The organism is Ruegeria sp. AF7 (assembly GCF_056541885.1).
On sequence record NZ_JBQFYX010000001.1, the window covers coordinates 400,252 to 425,045 of the forward strand.

Consider the following 24,794-nt stretch of genomic DNA (forward strand, 5'->3'; position numbering starts at 1 on the left):
GGTCCAACCGAAAGAGGAACGCGGCAAGAACCTGTGCAGAAAGGATGAAAACAAATACCCCACCGCAGCATTCCGCTGTGATGGGGTTTGTCAGAAGAAGTGGGAAGCCCGAGTTATGGAATAATGCGGGTATATTTCGTGCCTTCCACGGTCGCACCGATCTGAAGCCCAGCCTGTCCGAAGATGGCGGCCAGAACGGGCGAGCGCAGTGTCGTTGTGTCTGTCGACAGGGAATCGCCCTGATCGCTGACCACATAGCCAATATCTGCTCCGGCTGTCCAACCACTGGAGCGCCGGAAATCGTTCAGGGCGTCTTCGGTCATGAAAAACAGAACATGCGCATATTGCTGCGCGCCGATCTGTAGCCCGGCCGTGCCCTTGACCGCCGAATAGAAGTCAACTGTTGCACCGCTGATGCGCAGTGCGCCGCGACCGTAACCGCCACCGAACACGAAACCGGCTTCGGTAATCAGCGGCATGACCAGCATGCCGTTGGCCTTGTTCGCAATTTCAACCGTATTGGGATAGCGGCTGTACATCTCGGTCAGCGTGGCGTCGACCCGGGCATCGATTGTTGCTGCGTTGGAATTGCCGACACCGTTGCCGCAGGCGGCGGTCAAGCTCAGACCTGCCATGCCCAAGGCAAAGCCGCGACGATTCAGTCGGGGGGAGTTGGAACTGCTCATGGTTTTATATCTCTGTAACTGTGCCTGATATGCCGGGTGATCCCGGTCTTGGCGGCAAGGATACGCCGATCAGGGCGATGTGTCACGGGAAAGCTGCCCGATCGGGCAATCTTATCGGCGAAATATCGCGAAACTTGCGGGCTTTATCCCTGCAGGATGCGCGCAACCTGAGGAGAGAAATAGGTCAGAATTCCATCGCAACCGGCGCGTTTGAAGGCGAGAAGGCTTTCCAGCATCACCTTCTCGCCATCGATCCAGCCGTTCTGGGCTGCGGCCTGGATCATCGCGTATTCGCCCGATACCTGATAGGCATATGTCGGCGCACCGAAACTGTCTTTCACGCGGCGGCAGATATCCAGATAAGGCATGCCCGGCTTGATCATCACCATATCCGCGCCTTCGGTCAGATCGCGTTCGATCAGGCGCAAAGCCTCGTCCGAGTTTGCAGGGTCCATCTGGTATGTCTTCTTGTCGCCCGTCAGGGCCCCCGATGCGCCGACCGCGTCGCGGAAGGGTCCGTAAAACGCACTGGCATATTTTGCGGCATAGCTGAGGATCATCACGTTGTGATAGCCTGCACCTTCCAGCGCGCGACGCATTTCCCCGATCCGGCCATCCATCATGTCCGACGGGCCGATGATATCCGCACCGGCGTCGGCCTGTGCCAGCGTCATCTTTACCAGTGCCTCGACGGTCTGGTCGTTGACGATTTCGCCGTCAACGACATATCCGTCGTGACCGTTGATGTTATACGGGTCAAGCGCCACATCCGTCATTACGGCAATGTCCGGAGCCGCTGCCTTGATTGCCCGGATGGCCCGGTTTGACAGGTTGTCGGGGTTCCATGCCTCGGCGCAGTCTTCGGTTTTCAGTGCCGGGTCGGTGTAGGGAAAGATGCAAATCGCAGGAATCCCAAGGGCCTGGGCCTCGACCGCCGCTTTGGCAATCAGGTCAACCGATCTGCGAACCACACCAGGCATCGAGGGCACGGGCTCTTCAATGCCTTCGCCATCGCGTACGAAAACCGGCCAGATCAGGTCATCCGTTGTCAGAGTGTTCTCACGCACCAGCGCACGAATTGCCTGTGATTGACGGGCGCGGCGAAAGCGGGTCATGGGAAATGGGGCAATGGTCGGTTTCATGGCGCGTTCTCCTTGAACATTCGTGCATTGGGTGGCATGAATTCACAAAGGTCTCAAGGGTATCAATGGACGCGCGCCTAGATGGAACCCCCCTGAGTAGTGTGAATAAAGGGTTGGGTTTGGACTGGTACTCTTCGATCTTTGAACTCATCGACATGCGCAGCTTTTCGAATCTGTGGTTCTGGATCGTACTGGCGGTACTCTGGTCGTCGGCCAGCCACTGGGTGATGGGCATCCCATATGATCTGGTTGTCCGTGCCCGCCGGATCGGAGGTCAGGTCGAAACCGATCTGCTCGACATCGTTCGCATCCATACAAATCGGATTCTGCTGATTGTCGAGATGTCTGGCACCATCCTTTTGGCGTTTGGGTGTTTTCTGTTTACCGGGATGGCCACGCTTGGGTTCTATTATGATGTTGAGTTCGCGCAGGCCCTTTTTTTGCTTTTGTTCCCAATGACCTTGGTGCTTTTGGTGAACATTGCACACGCAAGGCGCCTCAGGCGGCAGGACTTGACGCTCGAAACTGTCTCTAAAACAATTTCCCGCTGCCGCCTGTACACCCAGATCATCGGTATGATCTCGATACTGGTCACTTCGCTCTGGGGCATGTATCAGAACCTTTCGATTGGCGTTCTGGGATAGAAGATTCTGAAAGGCGAGGCGATGAAGGCTCCGAACCACGTGACAGTTGGCGGTGCCCCCGAAGGGTTTGACGCGCAGCTGGTGCTGAACGAGATTGCCCGCAGCAAGGGGCCGGTGGCCCATGTCGCACGCGATGACAAGCGGATGGAAGCGATGCGTTCCGCACTGGCGTTCTTTGCGCCTCAGATGCCTGTCTTTGTGTTTCCGGGCTGGGATTGCCTTCCTTATGATCGGGTCTCGCCCAATGCGGATATCTCAGCGGCGCGCGTCGCCACACTGGCGGCGCTGGTTCACCAGATGCCCCAACAGTATGTATTGCTGACCACGCTGAACGCCGCGACCCAACGCGTCCCGGCACGAGAGGTATTGCGTGAGGCGGCGTTTACTGCCCGAGTTGGCCATCGCATAGATGAAACCGCTCTGCGAAACTTTCTGGTGCGTATGGGGTTCACACAAAGTCCAACGGTGATGGAACCCGGCGATTACGCCATCCGTGGCGGCATCATCGACATCTTCCCTCCGGGAGAGACGGGCCCGGTTCGGCTGGACCTGTTCGGCGACGTTCTGGACGGTGCGCGACGCTTTGATCCGGCGTCCCAGCGAACAACCGAAAAGCTGGACATCGTTGAACTTGCACCGGTGTCCGAAGTCATCCTGGACGAGGCCGCCATAACCCGGTTCCGCCAGAACTATCGCATTGAATTTGGTGCCGCCGGTACAGATGACCCATTGTATGAGGCCGTAAGCGCGGGCCGCAAACATCAGGGGATCGAACACTGGCTGCCGTTCTTCCACGAAAAACTGGAGACACTGTTCGACTACTTGCCGAATGCGGTGATCACTGTCGATGATCAGGTGACGCCCGCGCGTCTGGCGCGTTGGGATACGATTGCCGATCAGTACGAAACCCGGCGGCTGGCGCTGGAAAACCGATCCCGCATGGACACGGTCTATAAACCTACACCTCCGGGGTTGCTGTATCTTGACGATACCGCCTGGGAGGCGGCTGTCGCGGATCGCCGGGTATTGCAGTTCAGCCCGCTGCCGCAAGCCTCTGGCCCCGGTGTCATCGACGCGGGAGGACGCATCGGGCGCAATTTTGCGCCGGAACGCCAGCAGGAAAGCATCAGCTTGTTCGGTGCTTTGGCCAGTCACATTACTGCAAAGCTCGACAAAGGCCCGGTGCTGATCGCCTCATATTCTGATGGTGCGCGGGAACGCCTGACCGGCCTGATCGAAGACGAGGGGTTGGCCGAGGCGATACATGTGGCCAACGGCACCCGTATTGGTAAACGCGGCTTGCACCTTGCCGTCTGGGCGTTAGAGCACGGGTTTGAAACTCCTGATCTAACAGTGATCGCTGAACAGGATGTGCTGGGCGACAGGCTGATCCGTCAGCCTAAAAAGCGCCGCAAGGCCGAGAACTTTCTGACCGAAGCCCAATCGCTCAGCCCTGGTGATCTGGTTGTACACGTGGATCACGGCATAGGTCGTTACATGGGAATGGAGGTCGTCACCGCAGCCGGTGCCGCCCATGAATGCCTGTTGCTGGAATATGCTGAACAGGCAAAGCTGTACCTGCCGGTCGAAAACATAGAACTGCTGTCGAAATACGGTCATGACGAAGGTCTGCTGGACCGTTTGGGCGGTGGCGCATGGCAGGCAAAGAAGGCCAAGCTGAAAGAGCGCATCCGCGAGATGGCCGATAAGCTGATCCGCATCGCCGCTGAACGCGCGTTGCGCAAAGCCCCGGTCATGGATCCGCCGCCCCACGCGTGGGAAGAATTCAGCGCGCGGTTCCCATATCAGGAAACCGAAGACCAGTTGCGAGCGATCTCGGATGTGATGGAAGATATCCATTCCGGCGCACCAATGGATCGTCTGATCTGCGGTGACGTCGGCTTTGGCAAGACCGAGGTTGCCATGCGCGCCGCATTTGTCGCCGCCATGTCGGGCGTTCAGGTTGCGGTTGTAGCGCCCACCACCCTTCTGTCCCGCCAGCATGCCGCGAGTTTCAGGGAGCGCTTTCGGGGATTCCCGCTGGAGGTGCGGCAATTGTCGCGCTTTGTTTCGTCGAAAGAAGCCCAGAAAACCCGTGACGGGCTGGCCCGCGGGACAGTGGACATCGTGATCGGAACGCATGCGCTTTTGGCCAAGAACATACGGTTCAACAATCTGGGGCTTTTGATCATCGACGAGGAACAGCATTTTGGCGTGGGTCATAAGGAACGGCTGAAACAGCTGCGCTCAGACATTCACGTGCTGACCCTGACCGCGACACCGATCCCACGAACGCTGCAACTATCGTTGACCGGCGTGCGCGACCTGTCGATTATCGGAACACCTCCAATCGACAGACTGGCGATCCGCTCCTATGTCAGCGAGTTCGATGCCGTTACAATCCGAGAAGCGCTGCTGCGTGAACACTATCGTGGGGGGCAGAGTTTCTATGTTGTACCGCGCATCTCGGACCTGCCTGAGATCGAAGAATTTCTGAAAGATCAACTGCCTGAGCTCACTTACGTGGTTGCCCATGGCCAGATGGCAGCGGGTGAGCTCGATGATCGGATGAACGCGTTTTATGACGGCAAGTACGATGTGCTGCTGGCCACGACAATCGTCGAAAGCGGGCTGGATATTCCGACGGCGAATACGATGGTCGTGCACCGCGCGGACATGTTTGGCCTTGCGCAGCTCTATCAAATCCGGGGCAGGGTGGGGCGCTCGAAAACCCGTGCCTATGCTTACCTGACCACCAAACTGCGTCAGAAATTGACCGCTGCCGCCGAGAAACGCCTGCGTGTTCTGGGCTCGCTGGATACGTTGGGGGCCGGGTTCACTCTGGCCTCGCAGGACCTTGACATACGTGGTGCGGGCAACCTGTTGGGTGAAGAACAATCCGGCCAGATGCGCGATGTCGGCTACGAGCTTTACCAATCCATGCTGGAAGAGGCGATTGCCAAGATCAAAGCCGGCGAGATGGAGGGGCTGTCGGATGCGGACGATCAATGGGCCCCGCAGATCAATCTGGGTGTGCCGGTTATGATCCCCGAGAACTACGTGCCAGATCTGGATGTGCGCCTGGGGCTCTATCGCCGCCTGTCATCGCTGTCGACAAAAGTCGAACTGGAAGGCTTTGCTGCGGAATTGATCGACCGTTTTGGCAAATTGCCGAAAGAGGTGAATACCTTGATGCTGGTTGTGCGGATCAAGGCCATGTGTAAACGCGCCGGGATCGCAAAGCTTGACGGCGGGCCGAAAGGCGCGACCATCCAGTTTCACAATGACAAATTCGCCTCGCCGCAGGGACTGGTTGAGTTCATTCAGAATCAACGCGGTATGGCCAAGGTCAAAGACAACAAAATCGTCGTGCGCCGGGACTGGAAAAAGGACAGCGACAAGATCAAAGGAGCTTTTGCAATTGCCCGGGATCTTGCTGAAAAAGTGGTCGCGGCGCAAAAAAAGGTCAAAGCAGGTTGAGATGTGAGAGGGGGCTCTGCCCCCGCTGCGCGTTCCGCGCATCTCCCCCGGGATACTTACGGCCAGATGAAGAAGCGGATCCCTGCTTCATCTGGCTAAAAATATCCCCGCCGGAGGCATCGTGCGTCAGCACGATCAAGACGTTTTAGCTACGCATTGCCGCCTGCGCACAGAAGCAGGACGCAGCTACCATTCGGTCGGCGCGGGCCAACGTCAGGTCAAGCCGTTGTTTGACCTGTAGGATTTCAACATCTTCCCCGCGGGCTTTGAGACAATCGTACAGCCCCTTCAGGCTCCACACGTTGTCGGGATGGATCGAAGCGCGGCTGAGCGAGCCGCCAAGGCCAAGATCTTCGCGATAGACGGCCTCCGCTTCCGCCGCATGACCTTGTTCGAACAGCAACGCGCCAAGCGCGTGGCGGGTGGGCTGCATCCATCCCCAGGGTTCGTCATAGGGCAAGGTATCGTCCAGCTCGACCGAGCGGCGCAGATGGGCAAACGCGATTTCAAACTTGCCCTTGCGGTACTCGATCTCACCACGCAGCATTTCCCGCGCAATTTCCAGCAGGTCAATCACACGGTTGTTGTGCAGCCTACGTGTTTCCGGAACGCATTCTTTGGCGGCAAGAAACAGATTTTCCTCGGCCTCGGCGTTGGCGATATCACCGGTTGCTGCATGAGCGATGGCGCGCGCGTAGTGTGTTGTAGCCGTCAGGGTGCGGAACAGGTCTGGATCTGAGGGCAGTTCCAGTGCCTTGGCCTCGTCCCAGCGGCCAAAACGGATCAGGATATGAGGGCCCATGGACATGTAGCTTTCGAAGTAATCTGCCATCGGTGGGCTTTCGATGCGCAGCAATTCTTCGGGTGTTGTGTCCCACAATCCCTGATTGGCACGAAGGGCCGGTTCCATCTGTCCAAGAAAAAGCGCTCCGTAGATAGCAAAGTGATAATCGTGCTGGCGATAGCCTGTGTAGATGTTGAACGCGCCTTCGCGCTCGTAATATTTCAAGTCGGCTTCCGAGGCTTTTTCGTTCCAGTGCACAACGTTGTGGTAGTGTCCGCAAAGCACATCGATATGCGTCGGCATATGTACCAAGTGGCCTGCATCCGGTACCAGTGTGCGCAGGACATCCCCTGCTTGCAGGGCTTTCTCTGGTGTTGGAGACATCTCCATCAGATGAACATAAAGGTGCAGCAGGCCTGGGTGAGACATCGCAGACGGATCGTTTGCCATGGCCCATTCAAGCGCATCCTGCGCTTCCTTCGTTGCCGCGCCCTGGGCGGGTTGGCCCGTATTTAGATCCCACATCTGCCATGGTGTCAGGTTCAGCAGCGCTTCGACATAGATGGTACGCAAGTCGAGGTGGTCCGGGTGTGCCGCAAATGCCGTGCGCATCGCGTCGGCAAAACCGTGGTCCCATTGGTGCATGTCCTCAACCGGACCGCGTTGCGGGTAACGCGCAGGCAAGGCCTGAATTAAGGCCTGTTCGACGGCAGTGCATCCTGCGAGCAGGCTAAGAGCTTTCTGCATCGCGTCGTAAGCCCGTGACAACGCTTCTTCCCGACCTCTCTCATCCAGCAGGTCCCACGGGAGGTTGTAGTTTGGTCCGGCGGCATACGCGACACCCCAATAGGCCATCGCGCAATTCGGATCATGCTCGGCCGCGCGTTGAAAACAGACCACCGCCTCTTCGTGATTGTAACCGTATGTCCAGTTCAGGCCACGGTCAAACCACAGCTGAGCTTCGGGACTGGATGTGGAAATCGCGCAGGAATAGTTGCCCAGATCGTAGTAATCGCACATCGCAGTTCCTCCCCTTAAGTTCTGGGTAGGATAGCGTGATTCACCGGCGATTCACAGGTCAGGCTGGCAGCCGTTCTTCGATGCGACCCATGTGGATCATCAGGCCAAATGCCAGAACGCACATACTCAGAATGCCGATTGTCAAAGGCGCGATGGACCCGTTGAACAGAAGCCCGATCGGCGCGGCGATTGCCGCGGCCATTACTGTTGAGATCGACCCGACAACTGAAGCGGCCATGCCTGCGATGTGGCCCATGGGCTCCATGGCAATGGCATTCAGATTGCCGATGGTTACACCAGCCATGAAAAAGACCATCGTCTGCCAGAAGACAAACAGGGCAAATGACATATCGGGCGAAAGGTTCGCCATGTTCAGGATGATGACGACAGACGTGATGGCTATCTGCGCGCCGAAGGCGAATGTGACCATCCGGCGCATCCCGACGCGCACCACCAAAGCTGCGTTCAAAAGGCTGGCCGAACCTGACATCAGGGCGACAAATCCGAACCAGAAGGGAAAGCTGTCGGCCCGATCATGGATCACGTCATAGACCGGCTGCACCATAGTCAGCATGGTGAACAAGGTCCCCATGCACAAGGTCTGCACGAAGATAGACAAGCGCACGGTGGGATGGGCAAACATTTCGTTCACGGCCGCAATCATCAGATGCAGACGGAAGGGACGGCGGTTCTCGACAGCCAGGGATTCGGGCAGTCGTGTGCTCATCCACATCACGACGATCAGGGCAAACAGGATGAAGGACATGAATATCCCGCGCCAACCGAAGAGGGCAATAACGCCCGCGCCCAGCATCGGGGCCGCTGCTGGTACCAAAGTGAATATCATCATAGCGATTGAGATGATGCGCGCCATTTCCCGGCCCGAATACAGGTCACGGATGATGGCCATCGCCACGACACGTGGCCCGGCAGCGCCCAGACCCTGCACAACACGCGCAATCAGCACAAGCTCCAGCGAAGAACTGGCCCAGGCCACAGCCGAAGCCGCAATGTACAAAAGCGCACCGCAAAAGATCACTGGCTTGCGCCCCAGCGCATCCGATAGCGGGCCGGTAAAGAATGTACCGATACCCATTCCCAAAACGAAGGATGTCAAGATCAGTTGAGCGCGATTAACGTCATCGGGGCTAAGCTGCGCGCCGATTTCGGGCAGGGCAGGCAGCATTGAATCGATCGAAAACGCGATAGTGGCGAACATCATTGCGATCAGCGCAATGAATTCCGCCTTCGACATGCGGTTGGCCATGAAGCACTCCTAACCTGTTCGCGCTATCACGGTGAATCGGGTTAGACCAGACTGGAAATTCGCACAGACCTCTGTGCTATTCTGCAGGATAAGCCTCAAGTTGAGACATGATCTCGGCGATCACTTTCTCCCACATTTCAGGTGGTTGAGCACCCGGAACGGCATGTTGGTTGGCAACTATGTAGGTCGGGACCGAAGTGACGCCCATTTCGCGTGAGTGGGTGTCGCGGTTTCGAATATCCTCGCGGTCAGCGTCGGATTTCAGCAGCTTCATGACCACTGCGGCGTCCATTCCGGCGCTGTCTGCGATGTCGGCCAAAACTTCGGGGTCGCCGATATCGCGGGCCTGAACAAAGTAGGCATCAAACAGCGCATCGACAACGGCATTCTGTTTGCCTTCGATCCCGGCCCAATGGATCAGACGATGTGCATCCAGCGTGTTGGGCGTGCGTTTCATGCCTTCGAAGTCGATCTTCAGACCGGCGTTTTCAGCATGTTCAACCACGGGCGCATAAGCACGCACGGCGCCGTCCTTGCCGCCAAACTTGCGTTCCAGATATTCGCGACGATCCATACCTGCGTCCGGCATATCAGGGTTCAACTGAAACGGATGCCATTCGATGACAAAAGGGTGCTGGGGCACATTGGCCAATGCTTTGTCCAGATGCGTTTTGCCGATATAGCACCACGGGCAGATCGGATCGGACAGGATGTCGAGCTTGACGGTCTGGGTCATGTGGCTGGTGCCTCGAAATAGGCCGGCAACGCCCGGCGCAGGAGTTTGCCGTTGCCGCCGGTGGGCAGCGCAGACAGGTGGATGAAGGCGCGCGGTTGTTTATAACGTGCCAGATTGGCCTCGACATAGGCGCGCAGGGCCGCATCGTCCAGCTTTTCCGGGCCGGTATAGAAGGCTGCTATCACAAATGTGTCCGGTTTGACCTCGACCGCGGCCGCGCCGACCTGCGTGATACCGGGAAAACGGGACAGGGCGGCTTCGACCTCGACCGGGGATACGCGGTAGCCTCCGGCATTCATCATGTCGTCGTCCCGGCCCAGATAACTGATCTGGCCGTCCACAGCCATTGCCCCTTGATCTCCGGTCAGGAACCATTCGCCTTGCATCCGGGTTTCAACTTCATCCGGTGCATTGAGGTAGGTCAGCATCAATCCAGGGTCAGACCGATGAATGGCGATGGTGCCTTCTTGCCCCTGCGGCACCGGGCCGTCCGGGCCCAGAATGGCCACACGACGGCCCGGTTGCGGGTGCCCCAATGCGTCGCCGCGCGCAGGGTGTGCCGGGCTGGAGGATATGAAGGTCGAGCATTCGGACATGCCATAGGCTTCGAACAATTCCGTACCGGTGGCGCTTAGCCATTTCTCGTGCAGGGCGCGCGACAGCTTTTCCCCCGCGCATAAACCGTGGCGCAGGTCAGGTAAGTTGATTTGCTCATACTCTTGCACCAATTTTCGAAAGACCCCCGGTGCCGCCGCAAAGATCGTTGCGCGATGCTGGCGGAGCAGAGCGGGCAGGGCGGAGATGTCCGTGCCCGGTTCCGGGATCAAGGCGGTTGCGCCGATGGTCCACGGGTCCATCAGACCGGTGCCAAGTGTATAGGTCCAGTTGAACGCTCCGGCGTGACACAGCCGATCGGACGCGCGCAGACCATACCAACCATCGACCATCATCTGCCGCGCCCAGATTGCCCGATGGGCGTGGGCCACGGCACGCGGACTGCCCGAGGTTCCCGAGGTGTAGACGACATATGCCATGCGCTCGGGGTCGCCCAGGTCATAGCTGGCGGGTGGAATGTCGCGCATGGCCTTTAATGCATCCAACTCGATCTGTCTGGGATGAGGCGCGCATGAGACAGCGGGATCACGAAGAACCGCAGCCGGGGACAGATCGTCGATCATTCTGGCGGTTTCGGGTTCCGTCAGTTGCGACGAAGTCGGCACCGGAATGATACCCACTGAAATCGCGCCCAGATAGGCAATCGGGAAATCCACCGTATTGCCGAGCCGCATCAGAACGGTATCGCCGGGTGTCAGACCTGATTGCAGCAACCCCGCGCCTGTGCCCAACACGGCAGATTGCAGGTCGCGATAGGTCCAGTCCTGCTCGCCGTGGGGCATTAGTACCGACAACGCCACTTTGTCAGGGACCTGATCGGCACGGCCAAGGACATGCGCCGCCAGATTGAACGGTGCGGGGCAGGGCGCGGGCGCCCCCTGATCGAAGACAGATAACATGGCCATTGGCTAACGCGGTGTCTGGCGCGTTGCAAGCGCGGCTGGCCAAGCCTATAGAGAATGACATGAGCACCCAAGATCCCAAATCCCTGATCCGAATTGCCCGCGATTCCGGTGATCACACCGAAGTTGAACCGCTTGACCTTGGCGCGCGCGTGCGCGAATTGCGAAAAGCGCGGAAATGGACGCTGGAGCAGGCCGCCAGTCAGGCCGGTTTGGCCCGTTCTACGCTCAGCAAGATCGAGAACGGGCAGATGTCACCTACCTATGACGCGCTCAAAAAGCTTGCGGTTGGCTTGGAAATCTCGGTGCCTCAGCTTTTCACACCGCCGCAGCGGGACCAGGTCATCGGACGGATGGCGATTACCCGGATGGGCGAAGGGGCGGCCCACGCGACAACGACCTACGAGCATGAGTTGCTGGCCGAAACCCTGACCAAGAAACACATGCTGCCCTACCGCGCGCGGGTTCGGGCACGGTCCATGGACGAATTCGACGGCTGGGTGCGCCACGATGGCGAAGAGTTCATGTATGTTCTGACTGGTGTTGTCCGGCTCTATACCGAGTTCTATGAGCCGGTCGAAATGCGTAGGGGTGACAGCGCCTATTACGATGGCAGCATGGGCCATAACGTAATCTCCGTCAGTGACGAAGATGCGACAATCCTTTGGGTCACATCACTTGCTTAGCGACGCGCGGCAGAATTCTCTGTTCAGACCTTCGGTGAACAGGAAATCTTCGACCTCTTCATGAGCTTCGTTCATGGTTAACTGGTGACGCTCTGCCAGATAGGCTTCGAACCCTTTACGATCTTTTGATACGCGCATCATGTCCTGGTCACGCAAATTCGGAAAACGCCGCTTTGCACGTGCGTAGGCCGCATTCCAGTCTTGTGTCAGATCCGTCCAGTTCATCATGTATGAGCTTTCCTTATGTAGCGTTTAGGACTGCTCTCCCCCTCTTTAGGGTACGTAATGGGTGCCGTTAGGGAAGACATGACAAAATGTCGCAGCATGCCACTGCATTCCTTTTACAAGATTGTGCCTCTGCAATACCTGCCGCAACAGGGCGGCAGGCTTGAAACTGTTTAAAGCACCTGCGGATCAGGAGATCTGTTTGGTGCGGAACCGGGTATTCCCGGCGCGCGAGTTGTAAAGGCGACCTCCATCTTTGGGCTATGTCTAAATACCGCGATTCAATGCAGCTTTTAACGTTGACCGAAGCAGGCTGAAGGTGCGTCTCATGGGATCATCCGGCATCCGATATGGCCTGCATCTGATGCTGCGACCTGCTGTCGCGAAACGTATCCCTAGTGTGATGGCCATGTGCTGAATTCCGCCGACAGGCGTGGTTTTCCGGGGCCAATCGTGCTGGAAGCGCGAAGGAATCGCGTTTTTCAAGGGGTCCGCCAACACCGTGCGGAGAACAGCCGGTGTCGTGCAAAGCCCGGCTGCCCTGATGTTCACGTGATTACCCGGCGTCGTACCACCACACTTCCGGCATGTATTGCGGTCCGTCGCCATAGATTGGCACAGTCTCAGGGAACTTGAGCTCGCGGATGTGGGCAATCCGCCCGACATCAAAACTCCAGATCGGGATGACATAGCGACCGGCTGTCAGAACCCGGTCAAGCGCGCGGGTTGCAGCGGTAAAATCTTCAGGTGTTTCCGAGGCGAGCATGGCGTCAATCATAGCATCAACAGCGGGCGAGGCCACGCCCATCAGGTTGCGTGTACCGGGTGTGTCCGCGTTCTCGCTTCCCCAATACAAACGCTGTTCGTTGCCGGGAGACAGTGAAAGAGCACGCCGGAAAGGCGTAACATCAAAATCCAGCTCTCCGGTGCGCCCGACATACTGCGCGTTGTCGACCTGTTCCGTTGTGATCTGAATGCCAAGTCGTTCCAGCGCGCGGGAATAAATCTCGACCACCGACGCCATCTCGCTATCCCCCTGCTGTAGCAAGACCGTCATTTTGAACGGATCACCATTCGTGTTGTGCAGAACCCCGTCCTGAACGGTCCAACCCGCTTCGGTCAACAGTTTGGTGGCTTTGCGAATATTTGCGCGGTTGCGGGCTGAACCGTCGCCCTTCGGCAGTTCGTACCCCTCCAGCGTGCCGGGGATCAGATCCGAGGCAAAGGGTTCCAACAGGGCTTTTACCTGCCCTTGGGCCGGTCCGGGCTGCATGGCCAGGTCTGAGCCCGAGAAGTAGGACGTAATCCTTGGCTGCGCCCCACCAGTGATCGTGTCGTTGATGAATTCGAAATTGAAGGCCAGGGTCAGGGCCTCGCGAACGCGCCAGTCGTCGAACGGGGCTTTGCGGGTGTTCATCACGAACCCGGTCATGCCTGACGGTTTGCCATGCGGTATCTCGGTCTTGATGACATCACCGCGCTGAACGGCGGGGAAGCTGTATTGCGTGTCCCATTTGTCGCCGTTGAACTCACGCACCGCTGACAGCTCACCAGCTTTGAAGGCCTCGAACAGAACGCTGCCGTCGCCGTAGAACTCGATCCGCATTTCATCCAGATTCATGGTACCGCGACGGAACGGGATATCCTGCCCCCAATACTCAGGGTTGCGACGAAGGTTCACATAGCGCCCCGCCTCGTAGCTATCGATCACATAGGGGCCGGTGCCGATTGGGACATCGTGCAGGGCGGCGTCGGCAAAATCCTTGTCCTGCCACTGCGCCTTTTGCAGAATCGGACGCATCCCTGCGAGCAGGGCAAGTTCGCGATCAGGCACGTTGAAAGTAATCCGAACCGAACGCGGGCCAGTCTGTTCGATCCTGTCGATTTTGTCCCAAAAACCGCGATAGCGCAGATGCCCCTGAGTGCCGAGCGTCTCATATGACCAAATCACGTCGTCAATCGTGACCGGGCTGCCGTCAGAAAACCGGGCCTCTTCCCGCAGGGTAAATTCAACCCACGACCGGTCCGGCGCCGTCTCAACTGATTCGGCTAACAGCCCGTAAAGTGAGAAAGGTTCGTCCCAGGATCGCCCCATCAGACTTTCATGGGTCCAAAATGGCAATTGCCAAGGCGAGGTGCCTTTTTGCAAAAACGGGTTCAGGCTGTTATAGCCGCCGGTATTTCCGAAAACGACTTTGCCGCCTTTGGGGGCATCGGGGTTGGCATAGGGTAGGGACACAAAATCCGGTGGTAGGGCCGGGTCCCCATACATAGCTATGCCATGTGACGATTCTGCATGGGCGACAGAGATCATGAAAATGCTTGCGATTCCCGCCGCAAGTGGTCGAAACGGTCGGAGAAAATCCGGGCTCATTTTGGAAACAATCCTGCTCTGGCCTTATTTTGTTGGGATTCACCGTAGTGATGATTTTTCATATTATCAAACTTTTAGCTTGGACGAAGGCGTGGAATTGCTTATAAAGGATGCACTGCTCGATAGGTTTCTTGCCTGTATGAAACCTGCCTCAATAACTTAACGCCCGCTTCGTGCGGGCGTTTTTTTTGGCTGCTTGAGAAGTGTCAGGCTGGGATTTCAGGCAGGTGTGTTTCCCCGTTTTCTTTGCAGGTGCAGCATGGCATTGTGCACCAAATCATCGCTTCAGGGAGAACGGTCATGAGCCTTTCCGGCAAAACAGCAATCATCACGGGGTCTAATTCTGGCATCGGACTGGGGGTCGCGCGCGAGCTGGCGAAGGCCGGAGCAGATGTTGTCCTGAATTCCTTTACGGACCGAGACGAAGATCACGCGCTGGCCGCTGAGATTGCCAAAGAGACCGGAACCAAAGCGCGTTACATCAAGGCGGATATGTCAAAAGGCGAAGAGTGCCGGGCGCTGATTGAGCAGGCCGGAGCTTGCGACATACTTGTGAACAACGCGGGCATTCAGTTTGTGTCCCCGATCGATCAGTTTCCGGCGGAAAAATGGGATGCGATTATTGCGATCAACATGAACTCGGTCTTTCACACGACCGCTGCCGCACTGCCGATGATGCGCAAGGCGGGTTGGGGTCGTATCGTGAATATCGCCTCGGCCCACGGCCTGACGGCGTCGCCATTCAAGGCAGCCTATGTTGCCGCCAAGCACGGGGTGGTGGGGATGACCAAGACCGTTGCGTTGGAAACCGCGCAAGAACCTATCACCTGCAACGCCATTTGCCCAGGCTATGTGCTGACACCCCTGGTTGAGGCCCAAATCCCGAACACGATGAAAGAATACAATATGAGCCGCGAGGAGGTTGTAAAAAACGTGCTTCTGGAACGGCAACCTTCCAAGGAATTCGCCACGGTTGAGCAACTGGGCGGGACAACCATTTTCCTGTGCTCGGACGCAGCGGCGCAGATCACGGGAACCACGATTTCTGTCGATGGCGGCTGGACCGCCTTGTGATTGGCCTTGGGGGCGCTGCCCCCAAACCCCCGGAGTATTTCTGAAAAGATGAAGGGTGAAGGCGGTGGTACGGATCAATCTGGCTTTGCAGGGCGGCGGTGCGCATGGGGCGTTCACCTGGGGTGTGCTTGACCGACTGCTGGATGAGGAAGACATCGAGGTTGCCGCGATCACCGGAACATCCGCCGGTGCGTTGAACGGTGCGGCGTTCAAATCGGGGATGGTTCATTCAGGACGTGAGGGTGCGCGTGCGCAGCTGGACGGGCTTTGGAGGCGTATGGGTGCGATTGGAGACATGCGTATAGTCAATTGGTTTCGCGGGTTGGAACCGGCCGCAATCGCGCAGGCGATGGAATATTCGGTGCCGTTTTCAATCGGTGATGCCTGGTCGCGGATGGTGTCGCCTTATGCCTATGGTCCATTCTACAGCAATCCGCTGGAGCCGGTGGTGGACAGGTTCAATTTTGCGGAAGTATGCGCCGATGCGGGACCCCGCCTGTTTGTGTGCGCCACCTGCGTGAGAAGTGGGAAAATCCGCGTCTTTACTGGCGAGGAGGTCTCGACAGATGCCATTCTGGCTTCAGCTTGCCTGCCGACCCTGTTCAAGGCAGTCGAGATATTTGATCCAAAGACGAACCGGGTCGAAGCCTACTGGGATGGCGGTTATACAGGTAATCCGGCGCTCTATCCGCTGTTCAACAATGATCTGCCGGATGACGTAGTGATCGTGAATATCAACCCGTTGGAGCGCGACGCGGTACCGGTCACACCGCAGCAGATCCAGAACCGGATCAACGAGATCAGCTTCAACTCATCCCTGTTTCGCGAATTGCGGGCAATCAGCTTTGTTCAACGGCTTCTGAAAGAGGGCAAGCTGAAGGCCGGGGACATGAGCCGCGTTCTGGTGCATATGATTGCGGATAACGAGTTGATGAGCAGCCTGTCTGTTGCCACCAAAACCGTGCCCAACCCGGTTATTTTGCACAAGCTGAAACAGGCGGGGCGGGCTGCAGCGGATCGTTTTCTGACCAAGCACAAGAGTGATCTGGGCCAGACCAGTACAGTCGATCTGCCGACCATGTTCGGTTAATCACTCGGGCGGTTGCGTAGGGTCTTTTTCGTTGGGATAAACGAGCCCGGCCGAGATCACCAGTTTCGCGGCATCCTCAATTGTCATGTCCAACAAAATTACGTCTTCCGCCGGGAAAAACAGCAAAAAGCCCGAGGTCGGGTTGGGGGTGGTCGGAACAAAGACGCTGAGCAGCTCTCCTCCGGTCTCTGCGCGTTTGCTGATTTCGCCCCTGGCGGTTGTCGAGACAAACCCAATGGCCCAGATCCCGCGGCGGGGGTACTGGATCAGGCATGCCTTTTCAAAGGACCGTTCGGTTTGGGCAAATACTGTTTCCGAGATCTGTTTGATCCCCGAATAGATTGAGCGGACGACCGGCATCCGATCTACCACGCTTTCGGCGAACAGGATCAGGGACCGGCCCAGAATGCCTTTGGCGATCCACCCTACAATCACGGTAAAGATCAGGAAGATCACGACGCCCACACCGCGCAGGTTGATACCAACGTATTGTTCCGGTTGGAACTGATGAGGCACCAGTGGCAAAACGGCACTGTCGATCCAGCCGACTACCGACCAAATCAGCCAAACCGTCAGCCAGACCGGTGCAATGACAACGAGGCCGGTCAGGAAAGATGCGCGCAGCCGTGCCAGCATGCCAGGGCGGCGATGATGCGGTTCTTCGTCGAACGGTGTATTCATCTTGGTTCCGAGTGGTTATCGGGATTTAGGTAGTCAATCGGTATCCATGGCACAATAGGCTTGCGTTATCCCTGTTCTGCCAGTGCCCGTGCAATCGCCGCAGCAAGGCGCGCATTGTTGCGCACGAGGGCAATGTTGGCGGTAAGCGAACGTCCTTCGGTCTTTTCAAAGATACGTTGCAGCAGATAGGGCGTCACATCTTTTCCGGTGATCCGATGCGCATCTGCATCAGCCTGTGCCTCGGCGATGATGGGGGCCAGTATTTCGGAAGGGATCTGATCCGCGATCGGGATCGGGTTCGCCACAAGCTGCCCGCCGGGCAGGCCCAACGCGCGACGCGTTGCATGGGCCTTGGCGATAGCCTCAGGAGTGTCCATGCGCAGGGGGGCAGCATAGGGTGATTTTGCAGACCAGAAGGCAGGAAACGCATCCTGGCCATGGGAGATGACAGGCACCCCCAGCGTTTCCAGAACTTCAAGAGTTTTCGCCAGATCAAGGATGGCCTTGGCCCCGGCTGCGACGACGGTGACTGGTGTATGGCCAAGTTCGTGCAGATCAGCCGAGATGTCGAACGTGGTTTCAGCGCCCTGATGCACACCCCCGATGCCGCCGGTGGCAAATACCTCGATCCCGGCATAATGCGCGGCGATCATGGTGGCGGCGACGGTTGTGGCTCCGGTACCACCGGTCGAGATGCAGGCCGCCATATCTGCGCGCGAGATTTTGGCAACGCCTTGCGCCTGACCCAGCCATTGCAACTGGCCAGGCTCGAGCCCCACATGCAATTTGCCTTCAATCACCGCCATGGTCGCCGGAACCGCCCCCGCATCGCGGATGTCCTGTTCGACCTGCGCCGCAACTTCGACGTTTTGCGGGTAGGGCATGCCATGGGTGATGATGGTGCTTTCCAGCGCAACGATGGGATGACCCGCGTCCTTGGCAGCGCGGACCTCGGCTGAATATTGAATGTCGATCACAGTGGGGTTTCTCCGGAAACGTAGGTTGCTGCGGCATGCAGAGCGCGGGTCAGAGCCTCATCACTCGATGCGCCGCCGGATTCTGAGGCGATATGAGCCGCCATGAAGGTATCCCCGGCGCCGGTCACACGGGTGACCAGAACGGAGGGGGGTGTTTGGGTCAGAATTTCGTCCGAACTGCCGACCGTGGCCGAGCTGCCGCCATCGGTGACCAGCACGCGCAGTGCGCCACGATCCAGAAGGCCCTTTGCGGCAGATTCAGAATCAGTGAATTCACGCTGGCACAATATTCCTGCCTCTTCGAGGTTCACATAAAGCGTGGCGCGGGCATGTTTCAGGAAGGGCAACAGGCGCTCGGCCTTGCCGGGCGAGGCCGGGGCAACACGCAGATCGGCACGGGCAAATGCAGGGCTTTGGGCGATTTCTTCCAGCAGGTTCAGGGTCAGGTTGCCGTCAAGCGCAATGGGCCCCTCAAAGGGCGTGTTTTCATAGCCAAGCGGGCCGTGCATCAGCGGACGCAGTATCTTAGCGCCAGCGGCTTCCAGCGAATGTGCGTCGGCAATGGCCGCGATCAACCCGTTGGCACCTTCGACGGCCATATATCGGTCGGTCGGCAAGTCCTGCGAGCGATAGATGTGATCCGTGATCATACCTAGGCGGGAACAGGCATGAATCAACTCGTCGCCCTCGGGGTCGCGGCCAATGGCGGTCAGCAGGGTTGGCGTCATACCAAAACGCACCAGCGTCATGGCTATGTTCATCGCAACACCACCCGGCAGGCGGGTAATCCGACCAGGCACGTCCGAGCCTTGCCGCATGGCACTGGCCGATCGTCCGATCACGTCCCACAGGACCGAACCGATACACAGGATATTACTGTTCTGAGTCATAAAGGACGTCATGCCGCAGCGGTGATGCCCATGCAAGTCAGAACGTTACCGCAATCAGAGATTTACGGTGCACAGGTCCGATATGCCCTTTGGGCTTGCGATCTGCGGCCTTCGCGGGAACAATCGATAGCAATGATTGGTGATTTGATTTTCCTGTTGGAGCTTTTCGTATGAATGGCCCTGTTTTCCGCGCCATCTTTCGAACCCTCAAAACCTGTGCCCTGAGTTTTTTTGTTCTTGTAGCTATGCATCCCGGATCCGGCAGAGCGCAATCCGCCCCGCCGACCGTCGTTGATTTCTGGGTCAAGTCCGACACTTTGTTTATAGAGTTGAAATGGAATGCCGAGGCCATATTAACCGGGAACAATCCCGCGCAGCCCGCTGCGTTTTCCGACGATCCAAACTACAAATCCTTGCGGCGACTGGTTTCCTCTGAGCTGGAACCCCAGATCAGAGAGTTCGTTCAGCTCTGGAAACATAATCTTATCGTGGAGGCACCAGAGCGATTGAGTTTGTCTTATGAAGGTGTGCGTATTCCTGTTGTGGGAGAAACGGAGAAAGTGCGGGTTTCCAAACTGTTGCTGACTGCATCTTTGCCCGATCAGGTGTCAAACCTGCGTCTGATCTGGCCGTCAGAAAGCGGACCAATCGTTCTGCGACAGCAAAATGTTGCAGCCCCATACACCGGGTATTTGGCTGCCGGTGAAACCAGCCCGCTGATCCCCTTGCAAGGCGGGGCGTCTCTGACAACGCAACAAACATTGCAGACATATTTCACAAAAGGGGTCGATCAGTTTCTCCGAAACCCAATTAAGCCATCCATTCTTGTTTTGGCGCTAGTGTTTCTGTCTTTGAAATTGCGCCCAGTGGTATCTCAACTGGTGTTCCTGTCAGCGGGCGCTCTGATCGGGCTTGGGCTGGGTTTGCATGGCGTATTGGATGCAGGAAAAGTGAGCGAGGCCCCGGTTCTGGTGGCTTCGACCATCGTTCTGGCGCTGTGGAACCTGGTTGCCCGGCGATTGCAGGTCTGGCGTTTGTTGGCGGTTCTCGCCATTGGCGGTCTTCAAGGTCTGGTATTTGCCTCGGCCCTGATCGGGATCGGAGTGCCGCCAGATCATCTGCCCCCGGCCATCTTGGGCTTTGGCGCCGGGAATATTCTGCCGCTTTTTGCCGTGGCCCTTGCCGGGCTTGCTCTGGCGCTTTTGTTTTCTGGCGGCTCACACCGTAAACGAGGCCGGGTATCGGTTCTGGCCTCGATGCTGATTGCAGGTGCCGGGGTCTACTGGATAGTCGAGCCTTGGGTGCAGGGTTAAGGCAACGCGGCCAGCAGCGTTTTCAGTGCGCCAAGCGGATCGTCACTGCCCCAGATCTCATCGCCGATGCCAAAGAAATCGGTGCAGGGGGCCAGATCGCGGATCAATTCGGGCGTCAACCCACCTTCGGCCACAACCGGAACCTCGATCATCTCGGACCACCATTGAAACAAGTCCTTTTCAGCGCGGGTCCCGTCCCTCAGTTTGGCCGAGCCGACGGGACCGAAGGCCACATAATCCGCTCCGTTTTCGCCAGCAGTCATGCCATCATGGCTGGACGCGCCGCAAAAGCTTCCGACGATTGCATCGGCACCCAGTTCCTTGCGCGCGGTGCGGACCGAGCGTGCAGCATCATCCAGATGCACCCCGTCCAGCCCCAGGCGCTGCGCCAGCAATACATGGTTCGAGATCACGATGGCCACGTCGCGCGCATGGGCAACTTCGCGGCAGGCGTCCGCCGCGCGGGCGATGGTATCTTCGTCACTTCCGGCCAACGCGAGACGGATACAGGCAATCTCGACCCCGTCCAGAACCGATGCCAGCTTGTTCGTGAACGTGCTCAACTCGATGGTCGGAGGCGTGATCAGGTAAATCTGCGGCTGCTCGGGGGTGTCCATGGGCGCGTCCTTCGGCTTTCAGTCTTTGGCGCGGTTTAGCGGATTGCGGCTGGGAAGCAAACTTTTATGGTCCAGAGCCTGCAAATAACGCTCCTGCGCCTTGCCCTGCAAGAGCCTGCCAATTACAGCAGGCCAAGTTTTCTTAAGGTGAGCCATGCCCAGCGACAAACCCCAGCCTTCCTTCGTGCTTGTGCGCCCGCAAATGGGTGAAAACATCGGTGCTGCTGCGCGGGCGATGTGGAACTTTGGGCTGGATCGGATGCGTATCGTGGCCCCGCGTGACGGCTGGCCGAACCCCAAAGCGGTGGCAATGTCCAGCGGCGCAGGGCGCTTGCTGGATGAGGCGCAGCTGTTTGACGACTTGGCCGGGTCGCTGGCCGACAGCACTTTTGTCTTCGCCACGACAGCCCGTCAGCGGGGCTTGACCAAACCTGTCTACAGCCCCGAACACGCAATGAAGATTGCCGCCGAAAAGATTGCTGCGGGCGAGAAGGTTACCGTTCTGTTCGGCCCTGAACGCGCGGGGCTAGAGAATGAAGACATCGCCAAGGCCAACGCGATCATCTCGGTGCCGGTAAACCCGGAATATGCCTCGCTGAACCTTGGTCAATGCGTATTGCTGACCGCCTATGAGTGGATGCGCCAGACCGGGGATGTGGTGCATGAATCGACCGATCTGGGCAAAGGTGACTGGGCCACTGGGGTCGAGGTCGAAAAACTTGTCGAGCATTACGAGGACAGGCTGGAGGAGGCGGGGTTCTTCTACCCTCCCGAAAAGGCCGAAGGGATGAAGGTAAACCTGCGCAACCTGTGGTCGCGGATGCGAATGACACGGGCCGATGTGCAGATGTTGCACGGGATCATGCGTCAGATGGTCCGCTGGAAGGATAAAGGCTGAGGCTGGACCAATCTTCACCCAAGCCCTAGCTTGCGACAAAATCAGGACATGAGGACAGCATGAGCGGTAGGCGCAGCATCTTCGAAGAGGTCACGAACACCAAAAAACAACAGGCGGTTCAACCCGGTATGATCGACCGGGGGCGCGGCGGCGCTCGCAATGCGATCCGCATCTGGCTGATGATCCTGTTTGCGCTGGTCGTTGTGATGATCGCGGTTGGCGGCCTGACGCGCCTGACCGACAGCGGCCTCTCGATCACCGAATGGCGTCCGATCACCGGAGCTTTGCCGCCGATGACCGAGGCGGACTGGCAGGCAGAGTTCGACAAGTACAAGCAGATTGACCAATGGCGCATCCAGAACCAGTGGATGGAGTTGGGTGACTTCAAATCCATCTATTGGTGGGAATGGGGCCATCGTCAGTTGGGTCGCATGATCGGTCTGGTCTGGGCCGTTGGATTTCTGACCTTTCTTCTCTCCCGCAAGATCCCGACAGGGTGGACGGGAAAGTTGATCGTTCCGGGTCTTCTTGGCGGTCTGCAGGGCGCTGTTGGTTGGTGGATGGTGGCCTCGGGCGTCACCCAGGGTGAAGGCATGACGGCTGTTGCAAGTTACCGTCTGGCAACGCATTTGGGGCTGGCTTTTGTGATCCTGGGAGTCCTGGCCTGGTACATCTTTGAACTCGGCCGGGAAGAACGTGACCTGATGCAGGCGCGCCGGGCCAAAGAGGTCAGGCTGTTTTCATTGTCCACAGGGCTGATGCATTTCGCCTTTTTCCAAATACTCATTGGCGCGCTTGTCGCCGGGATCGACGCCGGGCGGTCTTACACCGACTGGCCGCTGATGGGAGGGCAGTTGCTTCCACCGGATGCGACTATGTTGGAGCCGATGTGGCGAAACTTCTTTGAAAGCCCCGGTCTGGTACAGTTCATCCACCGGTGTGCAGGGTATCTGCTGTTCATTTTCGCCGTTGTCGTCTGGCGACGTGGCAGCGGCAGCGCGCATCCGCAGACGCGTTTTGCCTTCAACGCTGCTTTCGCCGCGCTTTCGTTACAGGTCGTCGTCGGCATCGTGACCGTGGTTTACGGCGCGCCATGGCAGGTCGCTATCTTCCACCAGTTTATGGCCGTCATCGTTTGGACGCTGATCCTGCGCGCGCGGTTCCTCACAGCTTATCCAATCGCAACATCTGTGCGCGGAGTTTAAAATTATGACCGCTTTCAATGAACTGATGAGCTTTCAGCGGGAAACTTCAGCTTTGAGCCAGATCGCTGGTCGGCTTGGCTGGGATCAGGAAACCGTCATGCCGCGCGGCGCAGCGCCACAGCGCGCCGAAGAAATGGCAGCTATCGAATCTGTCCTGCACGCACGTCGTTCTGATCCTCGTGTTGCCGAATGGCTGGATCAGGCCGCGCCTCAGGATGAGGTCGGCAAGGCGCAGATGCGTGAAATCCGGCGCGCATATGATCGCGCGGTGAAGGTGCCTGCCGATCTGGCGACGGCGATCGCCCGTGTGACGTCCGCTGCGCAGGGAAAGTGGGCGCAGGCGCGCGCGGACGAAGATGTCTCGGCCTTTCTTCCGGTTCTGGAAGAAGTCGTGTCGCTGAAACAACAGGAAGGCGAGGCGCTGGCGCAAGGGGGCGACGTATACGACGCCATGGTCGAAGATTACGAGCCCTACACGACCAGCGCACAGATTGCGGATATCTTCGACCAGATGCGCCCACGACTGGTAGCCCTGCGTGCCGCCGTGCTGGAGCGGCCCGAGCCCGCTGCCCTCAACCACAGTTTTGACGAGCAGACCCAGATGCGTCTGACACAAAAACTGGCGGTCGCCTTTGGCTACGACCTGAACAATGGTCGCGTGGACAAGGCGGTTCACCCGTTCAGTTCCGGCAGCGGTCTTGACGTCCGCATCACCACACGAACCAGCGAAACAGACCCGTTCAACTGTTTCTATTCCACCATTCACGAGGTGGGCCACGCCGCCTATGAACAGGGGATCGACAGGAAATACCTGCTGACACCGCTCGGCTCTGGTGTGTCGATGGGCGTGCATGAAAGTCAAAGCCGGATCTACGAAAACCAGTTGGGTCGGTCGCGGGCCTTTACCGGTTGGTTGTTCGAACAAATGAAAGAGGCGTTCGGCGATTTCGGCATTGCCGATCCGGACGCGTTTTATGCGACGGTCAACCGCGTCCATAACGGCTATATCCGCACCGAGGCGGATGAGGTCCAATACAATCTGCACATCATGTTGCGGTTTGATCTGGAACGCGCGCTGATGGCCGGAAACTTGCAGGTCGGCGATCTGGAGGCCGCCTGGAATGATCGGTTCAAGGCAGATTTCGGTTATGCGATCGACAAGCCCTCGAACGGTTGTTTGCAGGATGTGCACTGGTCGGTTGGGTTGTTCGGTTACTTTCCGACATACTCGCTGGGCAATGTCTATGCTGGGTGCCTCTACCAGGCCTTGCGCGGTTCAGAGCCCGATCTTGACGCGCAACTGGCCCGCGGCGACACCACCGGCGCAACCGGCTGGCTGCGTGAGCATGTGCAGCAGCATGGTGGCCTTTATGCACCGCGCGAGGTGATTGCCCGTGCAAGCGGCATCGAGCCCGGACCGGACCCATTGCTAAGCTATCTCGAGGCCAAGTTCGGCGCGCTCTACGATTTGTGAGTTTCCGAATTGCA

The 24,794-nt window shown here is 57.9% G+C and carries 21 protein-coding genes; 9 read left to right on the forward strand and 12 right to left on the reverse strand.

Annotated elements, in window-relative coordinates:
• Positions 1-113 precede the first annotated feature (113 nt).
• Together ACR0AP_RS02045 and hemB are read right to left on the reverse strand one after the other, a co-directional pair.
• Positions 114-686, reverse strand: a complete 573-nt coding sequence (locus ACR0AP_RS02045) for a lipid-binding SYLF domain-containing protein (protein WP_209503773.1) — start codon at positions 684-686, stop codon at positions 114-116.
• Positions 687-829: 143 nt separating this feature from the next.
• A complete protein-coding gene (gene hemB, locus ACR0AP_RS02050) occupies positions 830-1,828 on the reverse strand; it encodes a porphobilinogen synthase (RefSeq protein WP_267365852.1) in 999 nt (332 codons plus the stop codon).
• A gap of 119 nt (positions 1,829-1,947) precedes the next feature.
• Between hemB and ACR0AP_RS02055 the strand changes: the two genes are divergently transcribed.
• Both ACR0AP_RS02055 and mfd read left to right on the forward strand, forming a co-directional pair.
• Positions 1,948-2,472 carry a component of SufBCD complex gene (locus ACR0AP_RS02055; RefSeq protein WP_480505803.1) on the forward strand — a complete coding sequence of 175 codons (525 nt, stop codon included), beginning with the start codon at positions 1,948-1,950 and terminating at the stop codon, positions 2,470-2,472.
• 21 nt (positions 2,473-2,493) lie between these two features.
• Positions 2,494-5,952, forward strand: coding sequence for a transcription-repair coupling factor (gene mfd / locus ACR0AP_RS02060; protein ID WP_480504990.1), 3,459 nt, complete (start codon positions 2,494-2,496; stop codon positions 5,950-5,952).
• 145 nt (positions 5,953-6,097) lie between these two features.
• Here mfd and ACR0AP_RS02065 read toward each other — a convergent pair whose 3' ends face one another.
• From ACR0AP_RS02065 to ACR0AP_RS02080, 4 genes are all read right to left on the reverse strand, one after another.
• Positions 6,098-7,756 (reverse strand): tetratricopeptide repeat protein, encoded by a 1,659-nt coding sequence (locus ACR0AP_RS02065; protein WP_480504992.1) that lies wholly within the window; start codon positions 7,754-7,756, stop codon positions 6,098-6,100.
• 58 nt (positions 7,757-7,814) lie between these two features.
• The gene (locus ACR0AP_RS02070) at positions 7,815-9,023 is read right to left on the reverse strand and encodes a multidrug effflux MFS transporter (protein ID WP_480504993.1); all 1,209 of its coding nucleotides are present in this window, start codon (positions 9,021-9,023) and stop codon (positions 7,815-7,817) included.
• 76 nt (positions 9,024-9,099) lie between these two features.
• The gene (locus tag ACR0AP_RS02075; protein WP_480504995.1) at positions 9,100-9,759 is read right to left on the reverse strand and encodes a DsbA family oxidoreductase; all 660 of its coding nucleotides are present in this window, start codon (positions 9,757-9,759) and stop codon (positions 9,100-9,102) included.
• Positions 9,756-11,273 carry a class I adenylate-forming enzyme family protein gene (locus ACR0AP_RS02080; RefSeq protein WP_480504997.1) on the reverse strand — a complete coding sequence of 506 codons (1,518 nt, stop codon included), beginning with the start codon at positions 11,271-11,273 and terminating at the stop codon, positions 9,756-9,758. Before ACR0AP_RS02080 ends, ACR0AP_RS02075 begins: the two co-directional genes overlap by 4 nt.
• A 65-nt stretch (positions 11,274-11,338) precedes the next feature.
• Here ACR0AP_RS02080 and ACR0AP_RS02085 point away from each other — a divergent pair, with 65 nt between their 5' ends.
• On the forward strand, positions 11,339-11,962 hold the full coding sequence (locus ACR0AP_RS02085; protein WP_209503779.1) for a helix-turn-helix domain-containing protein: 624 nt from the start codon (positions 11,339-11,341) through the stop codon (positions 11,960-11,962).
• Here the strand turns inward: ACR0AP_RS02085 and ACR0AP_RS02090 are convergent.
• Positions 11,951-12,190: a hypothetical protein gene (locus tag ACR0AP_RS02090; protein ID WP_209503780.1), complete on the reverse strand. Its 240-nt coding sequence runs from the start codon at positions 12,188-12,190 to the stop codon at positions 11,951-11,953. The genes ACR0AP_RS02085 and ACR0AP_RS02090 overlap by 12 nt on opposite strands.
• 553 nt (positions 12,191-12,743) lie before the next feature.
• Positions 12,744-14,561 (reverse strand): extracellular solute-binding protein, encoded by a 1,818-nt coding sequence (locus ACR0AP_RS02095; protein WP_480504999.1) that lies wholly within the window; start codon positions 14,559-14,561, stop codon positions 12,744-12,746.
• Between the two features lie 300 nt (positions 14,562-14,861).
• Here ACR0AP_RS02095 and ACR0AP_RS02100 point away from each other — a divergent pair, with 300 nt between their 5' ends.
• A complete protein-coding gene (locus ACR0AP_RS02100) occupies positions 14,862-15,635 on the forward strand; it encodes a 3-hydroxybutyrate dehydrogenase (RefSeq protein ID WP_480505001.1) in 774 nt (257 codons plus the stop codon).
• A gap of 64 nt (positions 15,636-15,699) precedes the next feature.
• The gene (locus ACR0AP_RS02105) at positions 15,700-16,725 is read left to right on the forward strand and encodes a patatin-like phospholipase family protein (protein WP_480505805.1); all 1,026 of its coding nucleotides are present in this window, start codon (positions 15,700-15,702) and stop codon (positions 16,723-16,725) included.
• On the opposite strand, the gene ACR0AP_RS02110 is transcribed toward ACR0AP_RS02105, so the two are convergent.
• From ACR0AP_RS02110 to ACR0AP_RS02120, 3 genes are all read right to left on the reverse strand, one after another.
• Complete coding sequence (locus ACR0AP_RS02110; RefSeq protein ID WP_267365243.1) at positions 16,726-17,406, reverse strand: DUF502 domain-containing protein; 681 nt, start codon at positions 17,404-17,406, stop codon at positions 16,726-16,728.
• A 65-nt stretch (positions 17,407-17,471) separates the two neighbouring features.
• Positions 17,472-18,383, reverse strand: a complete 912-nt coding sequence (locus tag ACR0AP_RS02115; protein ID WP_480505003.1) for a pseudouridine-5'-phosphate glycosidase — start codon at positions 18,381-18,383, stop codon at positions 17,472-17,474.
• Positions 18,380-19,273 carry a PfkB family carbohydrate kinase gene (locus ACR0AP_RS02120; protein ID WP_480480723.1) on the reverse strand — a complete coding sequence of 298 codons (894 nt, stop codon included), beginning with the start codon at positions 19,271-19,273 and terminating at the stop codon, positions 18,380-18,382. The genes ACR0AP_RS02115 and ACR0AP_RS02120 overlap by 4 nt, the downstream gene beginning before the upstream one ends.
• A 170-nt stretch (positions 19,274-19,443) precedes the next feature.
• Here ACR0AP_RS02120 and ACR0AP_RS02125 point away from each other — a divergent pair, with 170 nt between their 5' ends.
• Entirely contained in the window at positions 19,444-20,586 is a 1,143-nt protein-coding gene (locus ACR0AP_RS02125; RefSeq protein WP_480505005.1) for a hypothetical protein, read from the forward strand.
• Here the strand turns inward: ACR0AP_RS02125 and ACR0AP_RS02130 are convergent.
• Positions 20,583-21,203, reverse strand: coding sequence for a thiamine phosphate synthase (locus ACR0AP_RS02130; protein ID WP_480505007.1), 621 nt, complete (start codon positions 21,201-21,203; stop codon positions 20,583-20,585). The two genes, ACR0AP_RS02125 and ACR0AP_RS02130, sit on opposite strands and share 4 nt — an antisense overlap.
• Before the next feature lie 154 nt (positions 21,204-21,357).
• Here ACR0AP_RS02130 and ACR0AP_RS02135 point away from each other — a divergent pair, with 154 nt between their 5' ends.
• From ACR0AP_RS02135 to ACR0AP_RS02145, 3 genes are read left to right on the forward strand one after another with little or no spacing between them, the layout of a single operon-like run.
• Positions 21,358-22,101 (forward strand): RNA methyltransferase, encoded by a 744-nt coding sequence (locus tag ACR0AP_RS02135; RefSeq protein ID WP_480485503.1) that lies wholly within the window; start codon positions 21,358-21,360, stop codon positions 22,099-22,101.
• Positions 22,102-22,160: 59 nt separating this feature from the next.
• The gene (ctaA, locus tag ACR0AP_RS02140) at positions 22,161-23,306 is read left to right on the forward strand and encodes a heme A synthase (RefSeq protein WP_480505009.1); all 1,146 of its coding nucleotides are present in this window, start codon (positions 22,161-22,163) and stop codon (positions 23,304-23,306) included.
• A gap of 4 nt (positions 23,307-23,310) precedes the next feature.
• Entirely contained in the window at positions 23,311-24,780 is a 1,470-nt protein-coding gene (locus tag ACR0AP_RS02145) for a carboxypeptidase M32 (protein WP_480505011.1), read from the forward strand.
• Positions 24,781-24,794: the final 14 nt, after the last annotated feature.

Coding starts and splice junctions, on each gene's coding strand:
- ACR0AP_RS02125 (WP_480505005.1), top strand. CDS start 19,444: ATGAATGGCCCTGTTTTCCGCGCCATCTTTCGAACCCTCAAAACCTGT.
- ACR0AP_RS02085 (WP_209503779.1), top strand. CDS start 11,339: ATGAGCACCCAAGATCCCAAATCCCTGATCCGAATTGCCCGCGATTCC.
- hemB (WP_267365852.1), bottom strand. CDS start 1,828: ATGAAACCGACCATTGCCCCATTTCCCATGACCCGCTTTCGCCGCGCC.
- ACR0AP_RS02045 (WP_209503773.1), bottom strand. CDS start 686: ATGAGCAGTTCCAACTCCCCCCGACTGAATCGTCGCGGCTTTGCCTTG.
- ACR0AP_RS02095 (WP_480504999.1), bottom strand. CDS start 14,561: ATGAGCCCGGATTTTCTCCGACCGTTTCGACCACTTGCGGCGGGAATC.
- ACR0AP_RS02100 (WP_480505001.1), top strand. CDS start 14,862: ATGAGCCTTTCCGGCAAAACAGCAATCATCACGGGGTCTAATTCTGGC.
- ACR0AP_RS02065 (WP_480504992.1), bottom strand. CDS start 7,756: ATGTGCGATTACTACGATCTGGGCAACTATTCCTGCGCGATTTCCACA.
- mfd (WP_480504990.1), top strand. CDS start 2,494: ATGAAGGCTCCGAACCACGTGACAGTTGGCGGTGCCCCCGAAGGGTTT.
- ACR0AP_RS02135 (WP_480485503.1), top strand. CDS start 21,358: ATGCCCAGCGACAAACCCCAGCCTTCCTTCGTGCTTGTGCGCCCGCAA.
- ACR0AP_RS02120 (WP_480480723.1), bottom strand. CDS start 19,273: ATGACTCAGAACAGTAATATCCTGTGTATCGGTTCGGTCCTGTGGGAC.
- ACR0AP_RS02080 (WP_480504997.1), bottom strand. CDS start 11,273: ATGTTATCTGTCTTCGATCAGGGGGCGCCCGCGCCCTGCCCCGCACCG.
- ACR0AP_RS02090 (WP_209503780.1), bottom strand. CDS start 12,190: ATGATGAACTGGACGGATCTGACACAAGACTGGAATGCGGCCTACGCA.
- ctaA (WP_480505009.1), top strand. CDS start 22,161: ATGAGCGGTAGGCGCAGCATCTTCGAAGAGGTCACGAACACCAAAAAA.
- ACR0AP_RS02075 (WP_480504995.1), bottom strand. CDS start 9,759: ATGACCCAGACCGTCAAGCTCGACATCCTGTCCGATCCGATCTGCCCG.
- ACR0AP_RS02145 (WP_480505011.1), top strand. CDS start 23,311: ATGACCGCTTTCAATGAACTGATGAGCTTTCAGCGGGAAACTTCAGCT.
- ACR0AP_RS02110 (WP_267365243.1), bottom strand. CDS start 17,406: ATGAATACACCGTTCGACGAAGAACCGCATCATCGCCGCCCTGGCATG.
- ACR0AP_RS02070 (WP_480504993.1), bottom strand. CDS start 9,023: ATGGCCAACCGCATGTCGAAGGCGGAATTCATTGCGCTGATCGCAATG.
- ACR0AP_RS02130 (WP_480505007.1), bottom strand. CDS start 21,203: ATGGACACCCCCGAGCAGCCGCAGATTTACCTGATCACGCCTCCGACC.